This window comes from Ruegeria sp. BB6 (assembly GCF_056539385.1).
Window position 1 is genome coordinate 179,266 of record NZ_JBQFUW010000005.1, and the last position, 17,544, is coordinate 196,809.

Below are 17,544 nucleotides of genomic sequence, written 5' to 3' on the forward strand. Positions count from 1 at the left end.
ATCCCTAGCGGCTTATATTAATTACAGACATGGTTTTTACCTATCCCCTTTTGAAATGGGAATAGGTTTTTAGAAAACGGAAAGTAAAAGGGCTGTTATTCAGCGGCCATATTTTGTGGATCGGCCAAGGTAATAATATCGCCCATTATCGCGTTCAGCTCAAAGTTCTTGGGCGTGTAGATCTTGGCAACACCCATTGCCTTCAACTTCGCTGCGTCTTCGTCAGGAATGATCCCGCCGACCACAACCGGAACGTCGCTCAAACCCGAGTCCCGCAGACGGTCAATGACGTCCTGCACCAGAGGGATATGACTGCCGGAAAGGATCGAAAGGCCAATCACGTGGGCCTTGTTGTCAATCGCGGCGGTCACGATTTCCTCGGGCGTCAGGCGAATTCCTTCATAGCTGATATCCATGCCGCAGTCGCGCGCGCGGAAGGCGATCTGTTCCGCTCCGTTGGAATGGCCGTCCAGACCCGGCTTGCCGACAAGGAATTTCAGACGGCGGCCCAATTGGTCACTGACCGCGTCAACGGCGGCGCGCAGGTCATCAAGCCCCTCGGTCTTGTTGGAGACAGACCCCGAAACGCCGGTCGGCCCGCGATATGTGCCGTAGACCTTGCGCATTTCCTCGGCCCACTCACCCGTGGTGACACCTGCTTTGGCGGCGGCAATTGACGGTTCCATGACGTTGGCTCCGGTCTGCGCCGCGTTGCGCAGTGCATCCAGGGCTGCGGTGACTGACGCGTCATCCCGTTGGGTGCGCCATTCGTTCAGGCGGTCGATCTGTTCCTGCTCAACCGCCGGATCGACAACCATGATGCCGCCATCTTCGGTTTGAAGGGGAGAAGCCTCTCCGTCGGTCCATTTGTTCACGCCGACCACAACTGTTTCGTTCCGCTCAATCCGGTTCAGGCGTTCGGCATTGGAATCGACGAGGCGGGACTTCATGTACTCGATCGATGCAACCGCACCGCCCATCGAATCCAGGTTGGCCAGCTCGGCGCGCGCGCCGTTTTTCAGCTCTTCCACTTTGGCGTCTACGGCGGGGTTGACCTCGAACAGGTCTTCATATTCCAGCAGGTCGGTTTCATAGGCCAGAATTTGCTGCATCCGCATGGACCACTGCTGATCCCACGGGCGCGGCAGGCCAAGCGCTTCGTTCCATGCAGGGAGCTGTACCGCTCGGGCGCGGGCTTTCTTGGACAGGGTCACAGCCAGCATCTCAATTAGAATACGGTAGACGTTGTTTTCAGGCTGCTGTTCCGTCAGGCCCAAAGAGTTCACCTGCACGCCATAGCGAAAGCGGCGGAACTTGGGATTTTCGACACCGTAACGGTCCTGCAGAATCTCATCCCACAGGTCCACAAAGGCGCGCATCTTGCACATCTCGGTCACAAACCGGATGCCTGCGTTCACGAAGAACGAAATCCGACCGCAGAGCGCTGGGAAATCCTCGGCTGGAACACGTGGGCGCAACTCGTCCAACACAGCGATTGCGGTGGCCAGCGCATAGGCCAGTTCTTGTTCGGGTGTCGCGCCTGCTTCTTGCAGGTGATAGGAACACACGTTCATCGGGTTCCATTTCGGCACGTTGGAATAGCAATACTCGGCCACATCCGCGATCATCTTGAGCGACGGTTTCGGCGGGCAAACGTAAGTGCCGCGGCTCAGGTATTCCTTGATCAGATCGTTCTGAACGGTCCCTTGCAGTTTCGATACATCTGCACCCTGCTCCTCGGCCACCGCAATATACAGCGCCAGCAACCACGGCGCAGTCGCATTGATGGTCATCGAGGTGTTCATCTGCTCCAGTGGAATCTGATCGAACAGAACCCGCATGTCCCCCAGATGGCTGATCGGCACACCCACCTTGCCGACCTCGCCGCGCGCCAAAGTATGGTCGCTGTCATACCCGGTTTGCGTCGGCAGATCGAAAGCCACGGAAAGGCCGGTCTGACCCTTGGCCAAGTTCCCACGATACAGCGCGTTCGATGCCTTGGCTGTGGAATGACCGGCATAGGTTCGGATGAGCCAGGGGCGATCTTTCTGCGTCTGCGTCATAACGTGCCTCATATCTCAGGTGGGTAAGAAAATTACGTTCATGGGTTCTAAAGCGCAATTTTCGGGATATGTCAATTCGCTGCGTCGCGGCATTCAGGGTTCTTCTGATTGTAGGACGCAACGTTTGCTGGCAGGGTGCGCGCATGACTCAGACCGTGGAACTTCCGCTTTGGCTGTTTTTGCTGATCCTGGTGTTTGCCGCGGTCACGCTGGCCTCGCATTTTCTGTTCCCATCCGTGCGCTGGTTCTTTCGTCGCCGACTTGAGCGTGCGGTCAAGCGGTTGAACAAACGCCTGCAGCGACCGATCCAGCCCTTCAAGCTGGCCGAGCGGCACGACAGGATTCAGCGTCTTATCTATGACCCGCAGGTCGGGAAGGCGGTGCAGGATCGCGCGCGGGAAATCGGCGTTCCCGAAGCGGTGTCCTTCGAGCAGGCCCGGCGCTATGCCCGCGAGATCGTGCCATCGTTTTCCGCCGTTGCCTATTTTAGCGTCGCAATCCGTTTGGCTCGGATGTTGAGCAACGCGTTTTACGACGTGCGGCTTAGTTATCAGGACGAAGAAGCCGTCAAGAATATTGATCCCGATGCGACGGTTGTTTTTGTCATGAATCACCGCAGTAACATGGATTACGTTCTGGTCACCTATTTGGCGGCGCATCAATCGGCCCTGTCCTACGCGGTGGGTGAATGGGCGCGGGTGTGGCCGCTCAGCAGGCTCATTCGCGCAATGGGTGCCTACTTTATCCGCCGAAAATCAGGCAGCGAACTGTATCGAGAAGTGCTTGCCTGCTACGTCCGGCAAGCGACCGAGGCGGGTGTGACACAGGCGATGTTTCCCGAAGGGGGGCTTAGCCTGACCGGTGCTTTGGGCAGGCCAAAACTGGGTTTGCTCAAATACCTCATCGACGGGATCAAGCCCGGAGGCAAGGATGTCGTCTTTGTTCCAGTTGCCTTGAACTATGATCGCGTGCTGGAAGATACGATTCTGACGAAGGCCGCGCTTGGCAATCAACGACGCTTCCGCGCCAGGATCGGAGTGATCACGATGTGGATACTCAAACAGATCGGGCGAAAGCTGGTCGGTCGCTACAAGCGATTCGGCGTGGCCTCGGTCCGATATGGGCAGCCGATCTCACTACAGGCGTTTCAAGCGGACAAGGACAAGGATGTGACGACAGACCTGGCGCGAGAGCTTATGGCGCGGATCAGGGATGCGATTCCATTGGTGCCAGTTCCTGCTGCCTGCTGGCTGATCCGAGAGAAAGGAGGGATGCCGGAAGATGAGGCGCGGACGCTGATTGCCGATCTTATGCGACGTGACGGAACTTTGGACGTTCTGGATCAGGCTTCAATCGTGGCCGCGCTGGACCAGTTGGTTGAGCGTCGGATTTTGAAACGCGAGAGTGGAAAAATTTGTCAATCAGGACAACGTGTTGACCTTCTTGAATACTACGCGGCTTCGGCCCCGCTGAATGAAAATGCGAAGCATGCTGCGGGTGCAAAGGGAATTTCTGCATCCGCTGGGTCATAAAATTACAAAATGACCCCAAAATCTATTGCAATATTTCTCAAGGCCCAATATCTCATCACTTAATGCAAGCGATTCTGCATCGCGGCGAATGATTAGAACAAAGGAGGCCAACATGGCTCTGGACACCGACAGCGGTATCGCGTCCTACGACGCGCCGGAAAAAGACCTCTATGAGATGGGCGAAATCCCTCCGATGGGGTTTGTTCCAAAGAAAATGTATGCGTGGGCGATCCGCAAAGAGCGCCACGGCGAGCCGGACACGGCGATGCAGCTAGAAGTGGTCGACGTCCCCAAGCTGGACAGCCACGAGGTGCTGGTTCTGGTGATGGCCGCCGGTGTGAACTACAACGGCGTCTGGGCGTCGCTTGGTAAGCCGATCAGCCCGTTTGATGGCCACGGTCAACCTTTCCACATCGCCGGTTCCGATGCATCGGGCATCGTTTGGGCCGTTGGTGACAAAGTGAAGCGCTGGAAAGTGGGCGACGAGGTCGTAATCCACTGCAACCAGGATGACGGTGACGACGAAGCGTGCAACGGCGGCGATCCGATGTATTCGGACAGCCAGCGGATCTGGGGTTACGAGACACCGGACGGATCGTTTGCACAATTCACCAACGTGCAGGCACAACAGTTGATGCCGCGTCCTAAGCACCTGACTTGGGAAGAAAGCGCCTGCTACACGCTGACGCTGGCCACTGCCTACCGGATGCTGTTCGGGCACGAGCCACATGACCTGAAGCCCGGTCAGAATGTTCTGGTCTGGGGTGCTTCGGGCGGTCTGGGCTCTTACGCGATCCAGCTGATCAACACCGCAGGTGCGAATGCGATCGGTGTGATCTCGGACGAGAGCAAGCGTGACTTTGTGATGGGTCTGGGCGCCAAGGGCGTTCTGAACCGCAAGGACTTCAACTGCTGGGGTCAGCTTCCTACGGTGAACACGCCGGAATATGCCGAGTGGTTCAAAGAGGCCCGCAAGTTCGGCAAGGCGATCTGGGACATCACCGGCAAAGGCTTGAACGTTGACATGGTCTTTGAACACCCCGGTGAGAGCACCTTCCCGGTGTCGACCTTCGTGGTGAAAAAGGGCGGTATGGTTGTGATCTGCGCCGGCACCACCGGCTATAACCTGACCTTCGACGTGCGTTACATGTGGATGCACCAGAAGCGCCTGCAGGGTTCACACTTTGCGCACCTAAAGCAGGCATCGGCTGCGAACCAGTTGATGGTCGAGCGTCGTCTGGACCCCTGCATGTCCGAAGTGTTCTCGTGGAATGAACTGCCCGAAGCGCACATGAAGATGATGCGGAACGAGCATAAGCCAGGCAACATGTCGGTTCTGGTTCAGGCGCCTCGGACAGGGATGCGTACCCTGGAAGAAGTTCTGGACGCGCGCGGCTAAACACTCTGCAAGCCAATCATCGTCGCCCGTGAACCGTCTTTCCGGTTCGCGGGCGCTTTCTTTTTTGCCTATATGAAATGATTACAGGGCCTTACGGGTGAGGCTCCCGCTATTTTAGGGGAGTAGAAACCGGTGAATATGGCAAAAAATATAACACATGCTATAGTTGTATTAACCCTTCGTTAACTGTTTCGGAGTGACTTTGGATGGCGAAAAATGAGTGGATACTGGACGTGTTGTCGGACCTCAACGCCTTCGTTGTTGAGAACGGCCTGACCGCGCTTGCCGAACAGTTGGATGACACCAAACTGATCGCCGCAGCCGAGATCGCGTCCGCGAAGTATGAGGCACGGGCACCCGCGGATGGGAATACAACTCGATTTGAGCCAGGTTCTGGAGGACTTGGAAAACACCAACACGCTTGACGAACTTGGCGAAGTCGCCATTCGGCTGCGCGACCGGTTGCAGATCGAACATCTCGTTTATCATTGGGTAGACGGTGCCGGTGATCAATACGGCTATACAACCTATCCTGATACCTGGGCCGAACGGTACCGTGAGAAAAACTACCATCGAATTGACCCCGTGATTTTAGGGTGCTTCCAACGGTTCCATCCCGTCGACTGGAAGACACTGGATTGGTCGGGAAAGGTTGCGAAGAACTTTCTTAGGGATGCTTTGGAGCACGGAGTGGGTAACCAAGGCTATTCGATCCCGATCCGCGGCCCCAACGGGCAATTCGCCTTGTTTACAGTGAATCACTCTTGCGACGATGAAACCTGGAAAGGCTTCATGGAAACGCACGGGCGCGAACTGATCCTGATCGCACATTTTTTCAATCGAAAAGCGCTGGAGTTTGAAAGTGACAGGCAGCCGGATGCGCCGCGCGGACTGTCGCCAAGAGAAGTCGATTCAATGACCTTGCTGGCGCTGGGCTATAACCGGGCGCAGGTGGCGCATTCCCTGTCAATTTCCGAGCATACGCTGCGCGTCTACATCGAAAGCGCGCGCGCAAAGCTCGGGGCGCAGAACACCACCCACGCCATCGCCACGGCTCTGAGCCGAGGATTAATAGTGGTTTAACGGCCGGGCGCTCCTCGAACGGGAAATTAACTACGGCTTTGTACCCCCTTCGTTCCTGCACAGGACGACAAGGGGAAAAAGTCATGTTGCGCTATTTGTTTGCGGATGAATTGCATAAATTTCCGAAGCTGGCCGATGGGATGTTCCGCGACCGCGCGGATCAGTTCAAAACCCGGCTGGGCTGGGATGTTCACGTTAATGAAAACGGAGAGGAGCGGGATCAATACGATGATCTGAACCCGCTCTACGTCATCTGGGAGGAGGAGGACGGCAGCCACGGCGGGTCCATGCGTGTCCTGCTAACAACGGGCCGCGTCATGGTGAATGAGGTTTTCGGGCACCTGACAGGCGGTGAGCCGGTCAACAGCCCCCTGATCTGGGAGGTAACCCGCTTTTGCCTGTCCCGCACGGCCAGCCCGCACACCGCTGGGGCAATCATGCTGAGCGGGGGTGAAATCATGGAAGGGTTCGGCCTGACCCATATCGCGGGCGTCTTCGACGCGCGGATGATTCGGATCTATCGCCTCATCGGATCGTCGCCGATCGTGCTGGGGTCCGAGGGTAAGGGTCGCGACCAGATTTCGGTCGGGCTTTGGCCCTATTCCTCCGAAGACTGCTATCGTGTCGCGGAACGCGCGGGCATCCCGCGTGAGTTGTCCCGCTTGTGGTTCAAGACCGCGTTCGGGACCGGGCGGCAACACCGGTTTGCCTTGTCCGCCTAAGGCGCGCGAAAACGCAATTCCGTATCTGGTGATAGCTGGCGTGGCCCTGTAGGGTCGCGCCATGTCTTTGCCTCCCGTGACCTTCTCTGACGATCAGGCCGCCGCCTATGACAGCATCGCCGAGATGCTGAAATCCGCCGGAGTTGATCTGGATGACGACGCCCTGTTGAAGCTGCCCGGCAGCGGAAAATCCGGTGTCATGGCGGTCATCGGCAAGGCAGGGTCTGGGAAAACCCTATTGCTAGCAGAGCTTTACAAGGCTCTTGCTGAAACGGGTGTTCAGATCGTCTCGGGTGACTTTGAAAGTCGCAAAGCGCGCGAAAAGCGCAGCTTGGCCATCCTCGCGCCGACCAACAAGGCAGCAAGCGTGTTGCGCCTGCGCGGGGTGCCTGCGACGACGATCCATCGTATCCTATATACGCCGGTCTATGACCCCGAATACGAACGCATTGCCGAATGGCTGGCGGGCAATGATGAACGGCCCGAGATCGAAGGGCTGACCGACGAAGCGCTGGACCGCGCGGCTGCGTTCTACCAGAACAACAAATCCATCCCCGGCGCTTTGGCGGCCGCGGGGTTGCGCGGCTCGGATTTCATTACGGGCTGGAAACGCCGGGATGAGCCGCTTGATATCGGGTTCGTGGACGAAGCCTCGATGCTGGATGACCGCCAGTTTGAGGACCTGCAGGAGATTTTCCCCACTCTGCTGTTATTCGGTGATCCCGCACAGTTGGCCCCGGTCAATCAATCCGGCAGCATGGTGTTCGACGCGCTGCCTGAGCCGCGAAAGCAGATTTTGCACCGGGTACACAGACAGACTGCGGACAATCCCATTCTGGACCTCGCCCATGCGTTGGCCGACCCTCAGATGGGTTTCGAGGATTTTGAACGGCTGGTCGAACAGACCGCACAACGGGACGAGCGCGTTGTCTGGGGGCAAAGGGTCGAGGTCGATCTGATGGCCCGCAGCCCCGTTCTGGTCTGGCGCAATGCGACCCGTATCCGTCTGATTCAAGCGTTCAGGCACGTCCACGGCGCACCTGATACCGAGTTGCTGGAGGGTGAGCCGCTGATCTGCGATGGGATCGAGCTGCCTTTGAAGCATCGCAAAAAGCGTCTTGATCTTGAGGCGCGCGGGCTGATCAAAGGCGCGCAGGTCATCTATCTTGGGCCGGGACGTAAGCCTGGGTTTTCTCGGTTGCACGTCATGGGTGCCGAAGACCCGCAGGTCAGCGCCGCGTCGATTGTCAAAATCGAAATGCCGGATGAAGAAGAACCCTTTATCCCATATGCCGCGCGAATGGGCGCAACCTTTCTGCACGGCGCGGCAGTGACGATCCACAAGGCGCAGGGGTCGCAGTGGGACACGGTTCAGGTTTTTGCGCCGGACATCTATGCAGCGGCCCGGATGGGGCGGACAGAGGCTGGGCAACCGTTGTGGAAGCGGCTGGCATACGTGGCCATCACGCGCGCGCAGGAGAGGTTGATCTGGGTGGTGCGCAACCGCTTGGCCAAACCCACCTACCCACTGCGAGTGGATGATCTGCGTGCGGTTCCGGCGGCCTCGCTGACATTGGAGGCGGAAGAAACATGAAGACGATCATAGTCACAGGGGCCAGCGCGGGCATCGGGCGCGCGACGGCCGAACTTTTTCTGGACGAGGGGTGGACAGTAGGGCTTTTGGCGCGCAGCGGGGACACTTTGGCAGCGATGGCCAGTGGTCGACCCAATGCTGTTCCCTTACCTGCGGATGTGACCGAGCCCGAGGCGGTTTTGGGCGCGTTCAAGCACTTTCTGGACAAAGCCGGACGATTGGATGTGCTGTTCAACAACGCGGGAATAACTGCGCCCGGCGGAACGATTGACGAAATCGCGCTGGCGGATTGGTACCAAAGCGTCAACGTCAACTTGAATGGGATGTTCCTGTCAGCACGCGAAGCGTTCCGGATCATGCGGCATCAATCGCCGCAGGGTGGGCGTATCATCAATAACGGTTCGATTGCAGCGCACGTGCCGCGCCCTAACTCGGTCCACTATTCGGCGACGAAACATGCAATCACCGGCCTGACCCGCAGCCTGTCTTTGGACGGGCGCGATTTCGGGATCGCCTGCGGTCAGATTGATATCGGCAACGCGCGGACGCAGATGGTGCAGGGATTGGTCGACAATGCGATCGCGGCGGGTGAGCAACCCGATCCAACCATGGCGGTTGAGGACGCGGCCCGGTCCGTGTTTCACATGGCGTCCCTGCCAGCTGAGGCCAATGTGCAGTTCATGACCGTGATGGCGACAACCATGCCCTATATCGGTCGCGGGTAGCCGTTAGTTCTCACGCAGCAAACGGAAAGCGGTGGACGCACCCCAGCCCGCAGCAATGGCGATCACCAAAGACATCAGCCCGTACCAGACGGGTTGCTGACGGGACAGGTTATAGAGAAAACGCTCTAGTCCAACCTTGCGGACGTCAATGGTTGTTTCAAAGCTAGATACGACCGCTCCGCCTCGGGTCAGGAAGATACGCGCGGTATAGTCGCCTTCGGTCAGATCGGCAGGCATGGCGATCGAGGTTCTAAACAGGGTCTGCTCATCCACAGCGACGGTGTCCTCACGGATCGAATAGAGCCCCTCATCCTCGCGAATGCGGACCACGGCATCTGCAAAGTCCTGCGCGCCGCGTATATGCATTGCCGCGCCGACCGAGCGGATAGCCCTCTCGATCGAAATTCTGTACCGCAGGTCCTCGGTGTCGGACAGGATGTCGTCAAAAGGGGCACTGGTGGCGACGGCATAGAAACTGGGCGCAAGATCAACCAAGACGCTGTCGGTGTTTACCCAAATCCCCAGCCTGCGTTCCTTGCGTCTGACCATGACGGGGCTTGAAGGGCCGGCGACCGCCACGACCACCTCCAGCGGTGGGCCTGAGGGGATGGGTGTCTCACGCTTGACCGCGCCGAAGATCAGGATTTCCGAGCCATCAAATGTGGCGGTAATGGCCACGCGATCATGGCTGAGGCCAAGCACGACCTGCTCATCTTCGGCAAGCGCAGGGGAGACGCATAACGCAAAAAGCAGGATCAGGCGTTTCAGCATGATCAGTGCCCCCCCTCAGTGCCAAGCGAGTAGAGCTCGGAGGGTTCGATCAGCAAGTCCAGGGCCAGTTTGCCGCAAACGACCAGAACCAGCGCCGCCAGAAGCACGCGCAGCTGTTCCGCAGGCATCCGTGCTCCGATCACCGTTCCGATCTGCGCGCCGACAACTCCGCCGACCAGAAGAAGAACGGCCAGTACGATGTCCACCGTATAGTTGGTGGTCGCATGCAGCATGGTGGTAAAGCCTGTCACAAAGATGATCTGGAACAGCGACGTTCCGACCACTACCTTTGTTGGCATCCCCAACAGATAGATCATCGCGGGGACCATGATGAAGCCGCCGCCAACACCCATGATCGCGGATAGAACACCGACGCACAAGCCGACCAGCATGGGCGGGATAACCGAGATATACAGGCCCGAAGTGCGGAACCGCATTTTGAACGGCATCGCGTGAACCCAACCGCGCTGACGCCGTGGGGCAGGGGCGCTGCCCCCTTTCTTGGACTTGCGCAGCGCGTTGAGGCTTTCGATGAACATTAGGCTGCCGACAACACCAAGGAAGACGACATAGCAAACTGTGACCAGCAAATCGACCTGGCCAAGGCTTTTTAGGTAGTTGAATACCACCACACCAAGGGCCGCGCCTATCAATCCTCCCGTAAGAAGAACGGTTCCCATCTTGAGGTCGACGGTCTTTCGTCGGAAATGCGCCAGAACGCCAGAGAAGGACGACGCCACGATCTGGTTGGCCTCGGTCGCCACAGCCACAGCCGGAGGGATGCCGATGAAGAATAGCAGCGGTGTCATGAGGAACCCGCCACCGACCCCGAACATACCGGAAAGAATACCAACCATCCCGCCCAGCCCCAGCAGCAGAAAGGCGTTTACAGAGACTTCGGCGATGGGAAGGTAAATCTGCATAGTACTTTAACGGTTGAGGCTGGATGCATCGCGCAGCGCGACACGGTCCGGCGAAATAGGATGTGGTCGCGTGTCAATGCAAGCAGGGGCGATTGCACGGACCCTCAGGCCAAAAGTGGAGTGCCCAGTTGGTGCGCCTGAGAGATGCGCTTGAATTCGCGCTGCTGCCTGTACCCAAACACGTACCAGTGCGCCCGGCACCCCGGCGAGTCTTGCTTCGAGGTCGGCTATCACAGGAAACACACGCATACCTCTTTAGAACCTTTGCGGCATGCAAAATCAACTCTGCATGCCGCTACGCAGCGAACAGGACTGAACTGTGTCCGAAACTGGACTTATCAACGCTCTTTCACATAGGGCTCGCCGCCCGCGCGCGGTGGGATAGCTTTGCCCACGAACCCGGCCAGAATAACGACCGTCAGAATGTAGGGCAGGGCGTCCATGACCTGAACCGGGATAACGACACCCCCCAGGTCGATGTTCTGGAACCGCAGCGCGACCGCTTGCAGAAGACCAAACAGCAGGCAGGCCCACATTGCATGCCACGGCCGCCATTTCGCAAAGATCAACGCGGCCAGCGCGATGAAGCCGCGCCCGGCCGTCATGTCCTTGACAAACCCTGCTTGCAGGGCTGTCGCCAGATACGCACCGGCAATGCCGCACAGAACGCCGCAGATCGCAACGGCGGCATAACGCAGGCCCACGACGGAAACTCCGGCTGTGTCCACGGCGGCGGGATTTTCACCAACGGCGCGCAGACGCAAGCCGAAACGGGTGCGGTACAAAATCCACCATGTCGCAGGCACCATGAGAAAGGCGACATAGACAAGGATTGAATGACCTGAAAGCAGTTCGGAATAGATCGGTCCGATCACGGGAACCCCGGCAAGCTGCTCGGAAAAGGGGAAGTTGATCGGGGTGAACCGACCTCCGCCGAATAGGGATGGCGTGCGGCCGCCTTGCTGGAACCAACTCTGCGCGACCAGTACAGTCATGCCCGCCGCAAGAAAGTTGATGGCAACCCCCGAGATCAATTGGTTGCCTCGGAACGTGATCGAGGCCAGCCCATGAAGGCCGGAAAGGATCAGAGATGAGCCAATCCCAGCAAGCAAGCCCAGCCAGACCGAACCGGTCACGGCGGCCAGAGCTGCCGAGAAGAACGCGGCCATCAGCATCTTGCCCTCAAGCCCGATATCGAAAATGCCAGCGCGTTCGGAATACAGCCCGGCAAGGCAGGCCAGCAACAGCGGTGTCGCCAGGCGGATCGTCGAGTCCAGGATTTGGACGAGCGTCACGAAGAATTCCATCACTCTGCTCCTTTCCGCAGGCTCAGGAACACTTTTTCAAGCGGCATCCTCACCATATTGTCCAGTGCTCCGGTGAATAGGATCACAAGCGCCTGAATAACGACGATCAGTTCGCGCGGGATGGACGTCCAAAGTGCCAATTCCGCCCCGCCCTGATACAGAAATCCAAACAGGATCGCGGCCAGGAACACGCCGAACGGGTGAGACCTGCCCATCAGCGCCACCGCGATACCGATGAATCCGGCACCCTCGGTCGAGTTGAGGACCAGCCGTTCGGCCTCGCCCATAACGTTGTTGATCGCCATAAGTCCGGCCAAGGCACCGGAAATCAGCATGGCGACGATGGTAATGCGCACCGGTGAAATACCGGCATAGACCGCACCGGTTTCCGAGTGGCCATAGGCGCGGATTTCATACCCCAGACGAGTTCTCCAGATCAGTGCCCAGACCACGACGCAGGCAAAGATCGCAACCAGTAGGGAAATGTTTGCCGGTGCAGCTTTTGAAAAGTTGATACCGATCGGGGCCAGCAGCTCATGCAACGTGGGTAGGTGGACCGTTTCCGAAAACCGCGCCGTCGCTGGATCCATTGACCCTTCGGGGCGCATCACATTGACAAGCATGTAGTTCAGAAGGGCCGCAGCGATAAAGTTGAACATGATCGTGGTGATCACGATATGGCTGCCGCGCTTGGCCTGCAGATAAGCCGGAATCGCCGCCCACGCAGCGCCAAACAGCATCGAGGCAGCACAGGCCGCCAGCAGCGCGATACTCCAATGCGGCCAAGGGACATAAAGACAGACCAGAGCAACCCCCAGCCCGCCCAGCATGGCCTGCCCCTCGCCCCCGATGTTGAACATCCGCGCGTGAAAGGCGACGGCAACGGCAAGGCCGGTAAACATGAAGTTGGTGGCATAGTAGAGGGTATAGCCCCAGCCGTAAGTAGACCCAAGCGCACCCGACACCATCAACTTTACCGCTTCGACCGGGTTTTCTCCGATGGCGAGAATAACCAGCGCCGACAGGATTGCGGCCAGCATCAGGCTGATCAGCGGGATCAGAACGACGTCGGCCCATTTGGGCATTTTATCCATCTTACGCGGCCTCTCCCGCAACACCGGCCATCAATAGGCCCAATTCTTTTTCATCTGTTTCATGGGGCAGACGCTCACCCATGATATGTCCATCGAACATCACGGCGATCCGGTCGGATAGCGAAAAGATTTCCTCAAGCTCGACCGAAACCAGCAGGATCGCCTTGCCCTGATCGCGCAGGGCGACGATCTGTTTGTGAATGAACTCGATCGCGCCGATGTCGACGCCGCGTGTAGGTTGTCCGACCAGCAGCAGATCGGGGTTTCGCTCGATCTCGCGCGCGACGACGATCTTTTGCTGGTTCCCGCCCGAGAAGTTCTTGGCCGCCAGCCAGCCATCAGGCGGGCGGACGTCGAATGTTTCGATCTTACGTTCGGTATCAGCACGCAGGGCAGCGTTGTCCATGAAGATCCCGCGTTTATAGGCCGGGTCCCGGTGATAGCCGAAGGCCACGTTCTCCCAGGCGTGGAAATCCATGATCAGACCTTCGCGCTGTCGGTCTTCGGGCACGTGGGCGATGTGTTGCGCGCGCCGCGCCTGCCCATCTGACCCTGCACCGCTAAGTGCAAGCGGCGTGCCGTTCAATTTGATCGAGCCTTGACCAGAGCGCATTCCGCCCAGAACTTCCAACAATTCAGACTGCCCGTTTCCGGCAACTCCGGCAATTCCCACGATCTCGCCTGCGCGGACAGTCAGGTTTATGCCTTTGACACGCTCGACACCTGCTTCATCAATGACTTGCAGGTTTTCAATCTCAAGGATGGGTTTGCCCGGCTGAGCTGGCACCTTGTCGACCTGCAGCAGAACCTTGCGGCCCACCATCAGCTCGGCCAGTTCCTGCGGGTTGGTGTCGGCCGTCTTTACCGTGGCCGTCATCTGGCCGCGCCGCATGACGGAGACAGTGTCGGTGGCCTCCATGATCTCGCGCAGCTTGTGGGTGATCAGGATGATCGTTTTGCCTTCTGCACGCAGGCGATCAAGGATTCGGAACAACTGATCAGCTTCGGCAGGTGTCAGCACGCCGGTCGGCTCATCAAGGATCAGAATCTCGGCCCGGCGGTACAGCGCCTTTAGGATTTCAACACGCTGCTGCATCCCCACACCGATCTCGTCGATGCGTTTGTCCGGGTCCACGAACAGCTCATATTCCTCTTCCAGCGCTTTCAGTTCCTTGCGCGCCTTTGATAGAGACGGGGCCAACAACCCGCCATCCTCGGCCCCCAGAACAATGTTTTCCAGAACAGTGAAGTTTTCGACCAGTTTGAAATGCTGGAACACCATCCCGATGCCGGCTGCTATTGCTGCCTGACTGTCTGGGATGTCGGTCTTGGTACCGTTGATCCAAATCTCGCCCTTATCAGCTTTATAAAAGCCGTAGAGGATGCTCATCAGCGTGGATTTGCCCGCACCGTTTTCACCGATGATTCCGTGGATCGTACCGGGGGCTACGCTAATGGAAATGTCTTTGTTGGCCTGAACCGGCCCAAAGGCTTTGGAAATCCCTTTGAGCTCAATGGCGGGGACGGTCATGTCTTGTCCTCAGTTGCCGAAGGGCCGCATACACATCGCGGCAGAGTGGGTGTGAGGCGGAGGCAACCCCCGCCCCACGCGATATCAGAACTGAAGTGCCGGGCAGCTATCGTTCTCGTAGTAGCTTACGACAGAGATGTCTCCGTCGATGATGCCTTTGCGCGCGTCTTCAACCGCGTCGGCCATCTGGGGCGAAACCAGTTCCTTGTTGTTGTCGTCCATCGCAACGCCGACGCCATCTTCGGCCAGACCCATGGTGAACACGCCAGTTTCAACATCTTCGCCAGCGGTCATCGCGTCATAGACCGCAACGTCCACTCGTTTCAGCATCGAAGTCAGAACTTTGCCCGGGTGCAGGTGGTTCTGGTTGCTGTCCACGCCGATCGACAGGATGCCTTCGTCGGCGGCGGTCTGCAGAACACCAACGCCGGTGCCGCCTGCGGCCGCATAGATCACGTCAGCGCCCTGGCTGATCTGCGCCTTGGTCAGCTCGGAACCTTTTACGGGGTCGTTCCATGCGGCAGGGGTGGTGCCGGTCATGTTGGCGACAACTTCGATGTCAGGGTTCACGGCCTTGGCGCCCTGGGCATACCCACAGCCAAAGTGACGGATCAGCGGGATGTCCATACCGCCAATGAACCCAACGGTGCCGGACTGAGACGCCATAGCCGCCATCATGCCAACCAGATACGAGCCCTCGTGCTCAGCAAAGCTGACCTGACGGATATTGGGTGCATCCAGCCAGTTCACGTCTACGGCGACGAATTTGGTGTCGGGATAGTCACCAGCAACAGCGGCAAGCGGGTCGGCCATCGCAAAGCCCATTGTGATGATCGGGTTCGCGCCTGCTTCGGCAAAGCGGCGCAATGCTTGTTCACGCTGTGCTTCGGACTGAAGCTCAATCTCGCGGTACGTGCCGCCGGTTTTGTCTGCCCAACGCTGCGCACCGTTATGCGCGGCTTCGTTGAACGACTTGTCGAACTTGCCACCCAGATCAAAGATCAAGGCCGGTTCAGCCAATGCAGCACCCGCAGTCAGCGCGACAGCAGCGGCGGCACCCATCAAGGATTTCATCAGGCTCATTTCATACTCCCGTTGGTTATTGTCGGTCGGAGCCATTGCAGCCCCGTTTACCCACTACAGAGCGAGCATAACTCTTGTGATGGAAGGAATTAAGGCCGTTTGCAATGGCCGGGGTCAACAGATTTTTGACCAGCTGGTCGAAGAAAATTGCGGCACGGCCTCAAGTCAGGTCGAATTCCATAACTGCGGCGTCAATTTTTCTGTTGTTTTCCTGCTGATAGTACCCTTTGCGCAGTCCACAATTGCAGTAGCCAATCTGTAGGTACAACGCGATGGCGGGATAGTTGTTCACGGCAACTTCCAAAAACGCGCGGGTTGCGCCCAATTTTTTGGCTTCTGCGTGCCACTCTGCCATTCGTTTTTTTGCCAGACCTTGTCTTTGCGCCGAAGGATGGGTCGCTATCGTAAGCAGCTCGGTCTCATCTGCGATGACTTGAAACAGGGCGAAAGATTGAGGGGTGCCAATGGCATGCGTAAATCGGTTGGACAGCAGGTCGGCAAATTCCGCAGCGGTCCAGGGGCGCGACTGCGTAAAGGAAGCAGCGTGCGTTTCTGCCAGCTCGTCCGGGGTCATTCGTCCAGCAGTATTGGCGGCCGGTCCTTGGATGGCGCGGCGTCAGCGGGCCGCACATAGAGCGGAGCGGGAGGCTCGGTCACATTCTGCCACCGTTGCGCCGCGATGCTGGCAATGGCGCGGGCCTGCGCATCTGGGTTGTCATTGAACACGAGCGGGCCGAGTGATTCTGCATATTCCATTGCAACCAGTTCAGGGTCTGCTCCGAGCAGCGAAATATAGACCTGTCCCCGAGGCGCGCGGATCGCGGGCAAGGCGCCCTCGTGAGATGCCGCCAACGCCTCAAGACCTGACACACCAACAGCGGGAACACCAAGACCAAGTGCCAGCCCCCGCGCGGCAGAGACAGAGATGCGGATGCCGGTGAAGTTTCCAGGGCCGATCCCGACCCCAATAGCCGACAGGTCGCGCCAGGTGTGCCCCGTCTCGGTCAGAACTTCCTCAAGCATGGGCATCAGCCGTTCGGCCTGACCGCGTGACATGGTTTCGACACGCGAAGCGATGATCTGATCGCCCTGCAACAAAGCGGCCGCGCAATGCGCGGCCGATGTGTCAAATGCCAGAATGACCGGTTCAGACGGCAACGGGTCGAACCTCGGTCACTTCCGGGATGTAGTGGCGCAACAGGTTCTCGATGCCCATCTTGAGCGTCAGGGTCGATGACGGGCAGCCTGCGCACGCGCCCTGCATGTGCAGATAGACAACGCCCCGGTCAAAGCCGTGAAACGTGATGTCGCCACCATCCTGCGCAACCGCCGGACGCACGCGGCTGTCCAGCAAGTCCTTGATCTGATTTACGACTTCTGCGTCTTCACCTGTGTGCTCGGCATGGCCAGATTCCGTCTTAGCATCCGCGCCCATAACCGGTTGCCCGGACTGGTAGTGCTCCATCACGGCGCCCAGAATCGCGGGTTTGATGTGATCCCACTGGATATCGTCCGATTTGGTCACCGTCACGAAATCGTTGCCGAAAAATACACCGGTTACGCCGTTTACACCGAATATCCGGCTCGCCAGAGGCGATTTTTCTGCCGCTTCCGCAGTTGGAAAGTCCGCAGTTCCCATTTCCAGCACGGTTTGGCCGGGCAGGAACTTCAGCGTTGCAGGGTTCGGCGTGGATTCGGTCTGGATGAACATGGCGCA

The 17,544-nt window shown here is 58.2% G+C and carries 17 protein-coding genes; 7 read left to right on the top strand and 10 right to left on the bottom strand.

Annotated features, from left to right (window positions below):
* Positions 1–95 precede the first annotated feature (95 nt).
* On the bottom strand, positions 96–2,063 hold the full coding sequence (locus ACR0B7_RS13565; protein WP_480681699.1) for a methylmalonyl-CoA mutase family protein: 1,968 nt from the start codon (positions 2,061–2,063) through the stop codon (positions 96–98).
* A 143-nt stretch (positions 2,064–2,206) separates the two neighbouring features.
* On the opposite strand from ACR0B7_RS13565, the gene ACR0B7_RS13570 reads away from it, so the two are divergent.
* The 7 genes from ACR0B7_RS13570 (at position 2,207) to ACR0B7_RS13600 (ending at position 9,118) form a co-directional block, all read left to right on the top strand.
* Entirely contained in the window at positions 2,207–3,595 is a 1,389-nt protein-coding gene (locus ACR0B7_RS13570) for a 1-acyl-sn-glycerol-3-phosphate acyltransferase (protein ID WP_170576811.1), read from the top strand.
* Positions 3,596–3,707: 112 nt separating this feature from the next.
* A complete protein-coding gene (gene ccrA / locus ACR0B7_RS13575; protein ID WP_170576812.1) occupies positions 3,708–4,994 on the top strand; it encodes a crotonyl-CoA carboxylase/reductase in 1,287 nt (428 codons plus the stop codon).
* 206 nt (positions 4,995–5,200) lie between these two features.
* The gene (locus ACR0B7_RS13580; RefSeq protein ID WP_170484878.1) at positions 5,201–5,419 is read left to right on the top strand and encodes a hypothetical protein; all 219 of its coding nucleotides are present in this window, start codon (positions 5,201–5,203) and stop codon (positions 5,417–5,419) included.
* On the top strand, positions 5,358–6,077 hold the full coding sequence (locus tag ACR0B7_RS13585) for a LuxR family transcriptional regulator (RefSeq protein ID WP_170485045.1): 720 nt from the start codon (positions 5,358–5,360) through the stop codon (positions 6,075–6,077). Before ACR0B7_RS13580 ends, ACR0B7_RS13585 begins: the two co-directional genes overlap by 62 nt.
* A gap of 83 nt (positions 6,078–6,160) precedes the next feature.
* Positions 6,161–6,799, top strand: a complete 639-nt coding sequence (locus ACR0B7_RS13590; RefSeq protein ID WP_170576813.1) for an acyl-homoserine-lactone synthase — start codon at positions 6,161–6,163, stop codon at positions 6,797–6,799.
* Positions 6,800–6,860: 61 nt separating this feature from the next.
* Positions 6,861–8,393, top strand: coding sequence for an AAA family ATPase (locus tag ACR0B7_RS13595; protein WP_170485040.1), 1,533 nt, complete (start codon positions 6,861–6,863; stop codon positions 8,391–8,393).
* Entirely contained in the window at positions 8,390–9,118 is a 729-nt protein-coding gene (locus tag ACR0B7_RS13600) for an SDR family oxidoreductase (protein WP_170576814.1), read from the top strand. Before ACR0B7_RS13595 ends, ACR0B7_RS13600 begins: the two co-directional genes overlap by 4 nt.
* A gap of 3 nt (positions 9,119–9,121) precedes the next feature.
* Here ACR0B7_RS13600 and ACR0B7_RS13605 read toward each other — a convergent pair whose 3' ends face one another.
* The 9 genes from ACR0B7_RS13605 to ACR0B7_RS13645 all read right to left on the bottom strand — a co-directional run bounded on the left by ACR0B7_RS13605 (position 9,122) and on the right by ACR0B7_RS13645 (position 17,538).
* Positions 9,122–9,889 (bottom strand): TIGR02186 family protein, encoded by a 768-nt coding sequence (locus tag ACR0B7_RS13605; protein WP_170485035.1) that lies wholly within the window; start codon positions 9,887–9,889, stop codon positions 9,122–9,124.
* 2 nt (positions 9,890–9,891) lie between these two features.
* Positions 9,892–10,812, bottom strand: a complete 921-nt coding sequence (locus ACR0B7_RS13610; protein WP_170576815.1) for a sulfite exporter TauE/SafE family protein — start codon at positions 10,810–10,812, stop codon at positions 9,892–9,894.
* Between the two features lie 338 nt (positions 10,813–11,150).
* Entirely contained in the window at positions 11,151–12,119 is a 969-nt protein-coding gene (locus ACR0B7_RS13615; RefSeq protein ID WP_170387546.1) for an ABC transporter permease, read from the bottom strand.
* Positions 12,119–13,213 (bottom strand): ABC transporter permease, encoded by a 1,095-nt coding sequence (locus ACR0B7_RS13620; protein ID WP_170387548.1) that lies wholly within the window; start codon positions 13,211–13,213, stop codon positions 12,119–12,121. Before ACR0B7_RS13620 ends, ACR0B7_RS13615 begins: the two co-directional genes overlap by 1 nt.
* Before the next feature lies 1 nt (position 13,214).
* Positions 13,215–14,744: an ABC transporter ATP-binding protein gene (locus ACR0B7_RS13625; protein WP_170485033.1), complete on the bottom strand. Its 1,530-nt coding sequence runs from the start codon at positions 14,742–14,744 to the stop codon at positions 13,215–13,217.
* Between the two features lie 84 nt (positions 14,745–14,828).
* Positions 14,829–15,827 carry a BMP family ABC transporter substrate-binding protein gene (locus ACR0B7_RS13630; protein ID WP_170414874.1) on the bottom strand — a complete coding sequence of 333 codons (999 nt, stop codon included), beginning with the start codon at positions 15,825–15,827 and terminating at the stop codon, positions 14,829–14,831.
* A gap of 160 nt (positions 15,828–15,987) precedes the next feature.
* Positions 15,988–16,401, bottom strand: a complete 414-nt coding sequence (locus tag ACR0B7_RS13635) for a GNAT family N-acetyltransferase (RefSeq protein ID WP_170485031.1) — start codon at positions 16,399–16,401, stop codon at positions 15,988–15,990.
* Entirely contained in the window at positions 16,398–16,985 is a 588-nt protein-coding gene (tsaB, locus tag ACR0B7_RS13640) for a tRNA (adenosine(37)-N6)-threonylcarbamoyltransferase complex dimerization subunit type 1 TsaB (RefSeq protein WP_170485029.1), read from the bottom strand. Before tsaB ends, ACR0B7_RS13635 begins: the two co-directional genes overlap by 4 nt.
* Entirely contained in the window at positions 16,975–17,538 is a 564-nt protein-coding gene (locus tag ACR0B7_RS13645) for a NifU family protein (RefSeq protein WP_170387558.1), read from the bottom strand. The genes tsaB and ACR0B7_RS13645 overlap by 11 nt, the downstream gene beginning before the upstream one ends.
* Between the last annotated feature and the right edge of the window lie 6 nt (positions 17,539–17,544).

Excerpts from the sequence above, each read along its gene's own strand:
- ACR0B7_RS13565 (WP_480681699.1), bottom strand. The coding sequence starts at position 2,063 with ATGACGCAGACGCAGAAAGATCGCCCCTGGCTCATCCGAACCTATGCC.
- ACR0B7_RS13570 (WP_170576811.1), top strand. The coding sequence starts at position 2,207 with ATGACTCAGACCGTGGAACTTCCGCTTTGGCTGTTTTTGCTGATCCTG.
- ccrA (WP_170576812.1), top strand. The coding sequence starts at position 3,708 with ATGGCTCTGGACACCGACAGCGGTATCGCGTCCTACGACGCGCCGGAA.
- ACR0B7_RS13580 (WP_170484878.1), top strand. The coding sequence starts at position 5,201 with ATGGCGAAAAATGAGTGGATACTGGACGTGTTGTCGGACCTCAACGCC.
- ACR0B7_RS13585 (WP_170485045.1), top strand. The coding sequence starts at position 5,358 with ATGGGAATACAACTCGATTTGAGCCAGGTTCTGGAGGACTTGGAAAAC.
- ACR0B7_RS13590 (WP_170576813.1), top strand. The coding sequence starts at position 6,161 with ATGTTGCGCTATTTGTTTGCGGATGAATTGCATAAATTTCCGAAGCTG.
- ACR0B7_RS13595 (WP_170485040.1), top strand. The coding sequence starts at position 6,861 with ATGTCTTTGCCTCCCGTGACCTTCTCTGACGATCAGGCCGCCGCCTAT.
- ACR0B7_RS13600 (WP_170576814.1), top strand. The coding sequence starts at position 8,390 with ATGAAGACGATCATAGTCACAGGGGCCAGCGCGGGCATCGGGCGCGCG.
- ACR0B7_RS13605 (WP_170485035.1), bottom strand. The coding sequence starts at position 9,889 with ATGCTGAAACGCCTGATCCTGCTTTTTGCGTTATGCGTCTCCCCTGCG.
- ACR0B7_RS13610 (WP_170576815.1), bottom strand. The coding sequence starts at position 10,812 with ATGCAGATTTACCTTCCCATCGCCGAAGTCTCTGTAAACGCCTTTCTG.
- ACR0B7_RS13615 (WP_170387546.1), bottom strand. The coding sequence starts at position 12,119 with ATGGAATTCTTCGTGACGCTCGTCCAAATCCTGGACTCGACGATCCGC.
- ACR0B7_RS13620 (WP_170387548.1), bottom strand. The coding sequence starts at position 13,213 with ATGGATAAAATGCCCAAATGGGCCGACGTCGTTCTGATCCCGCTGATC.
- ACR0B7_RS13625 (WP_170485033.1), bottom strand. The coding sequence starts at position 14,744 with ATGACCGTCCCCGCCATTGAGCTCAAAGGGATTTCCAAAGCCTTTGGG.
- ACR0B7_RS13630 (WP_170414874.1), bottom strand. The coding sequence starts at position 15,827 with ATGAGCCTGATGAAATCCTTGATGGGTGCCGCCGCTGCTGTCGCGCTG.
- ACR0B7_RS13635 (WP_170485031.1), bottom strand. The coding sequence starts at position 16,401 with ATGACCCCGGACGAGCTGGCAGAAACGCACGCTGCTTCCTTTACGCAG.
- ACR0B7_RS13645 (WP_170387558.1), bottom strand. The coding sequence starts at position 17,538 with ATGTTCATCCAGACCGAATCCACGCCGAACCCTGCAACGCTGAAGTTC.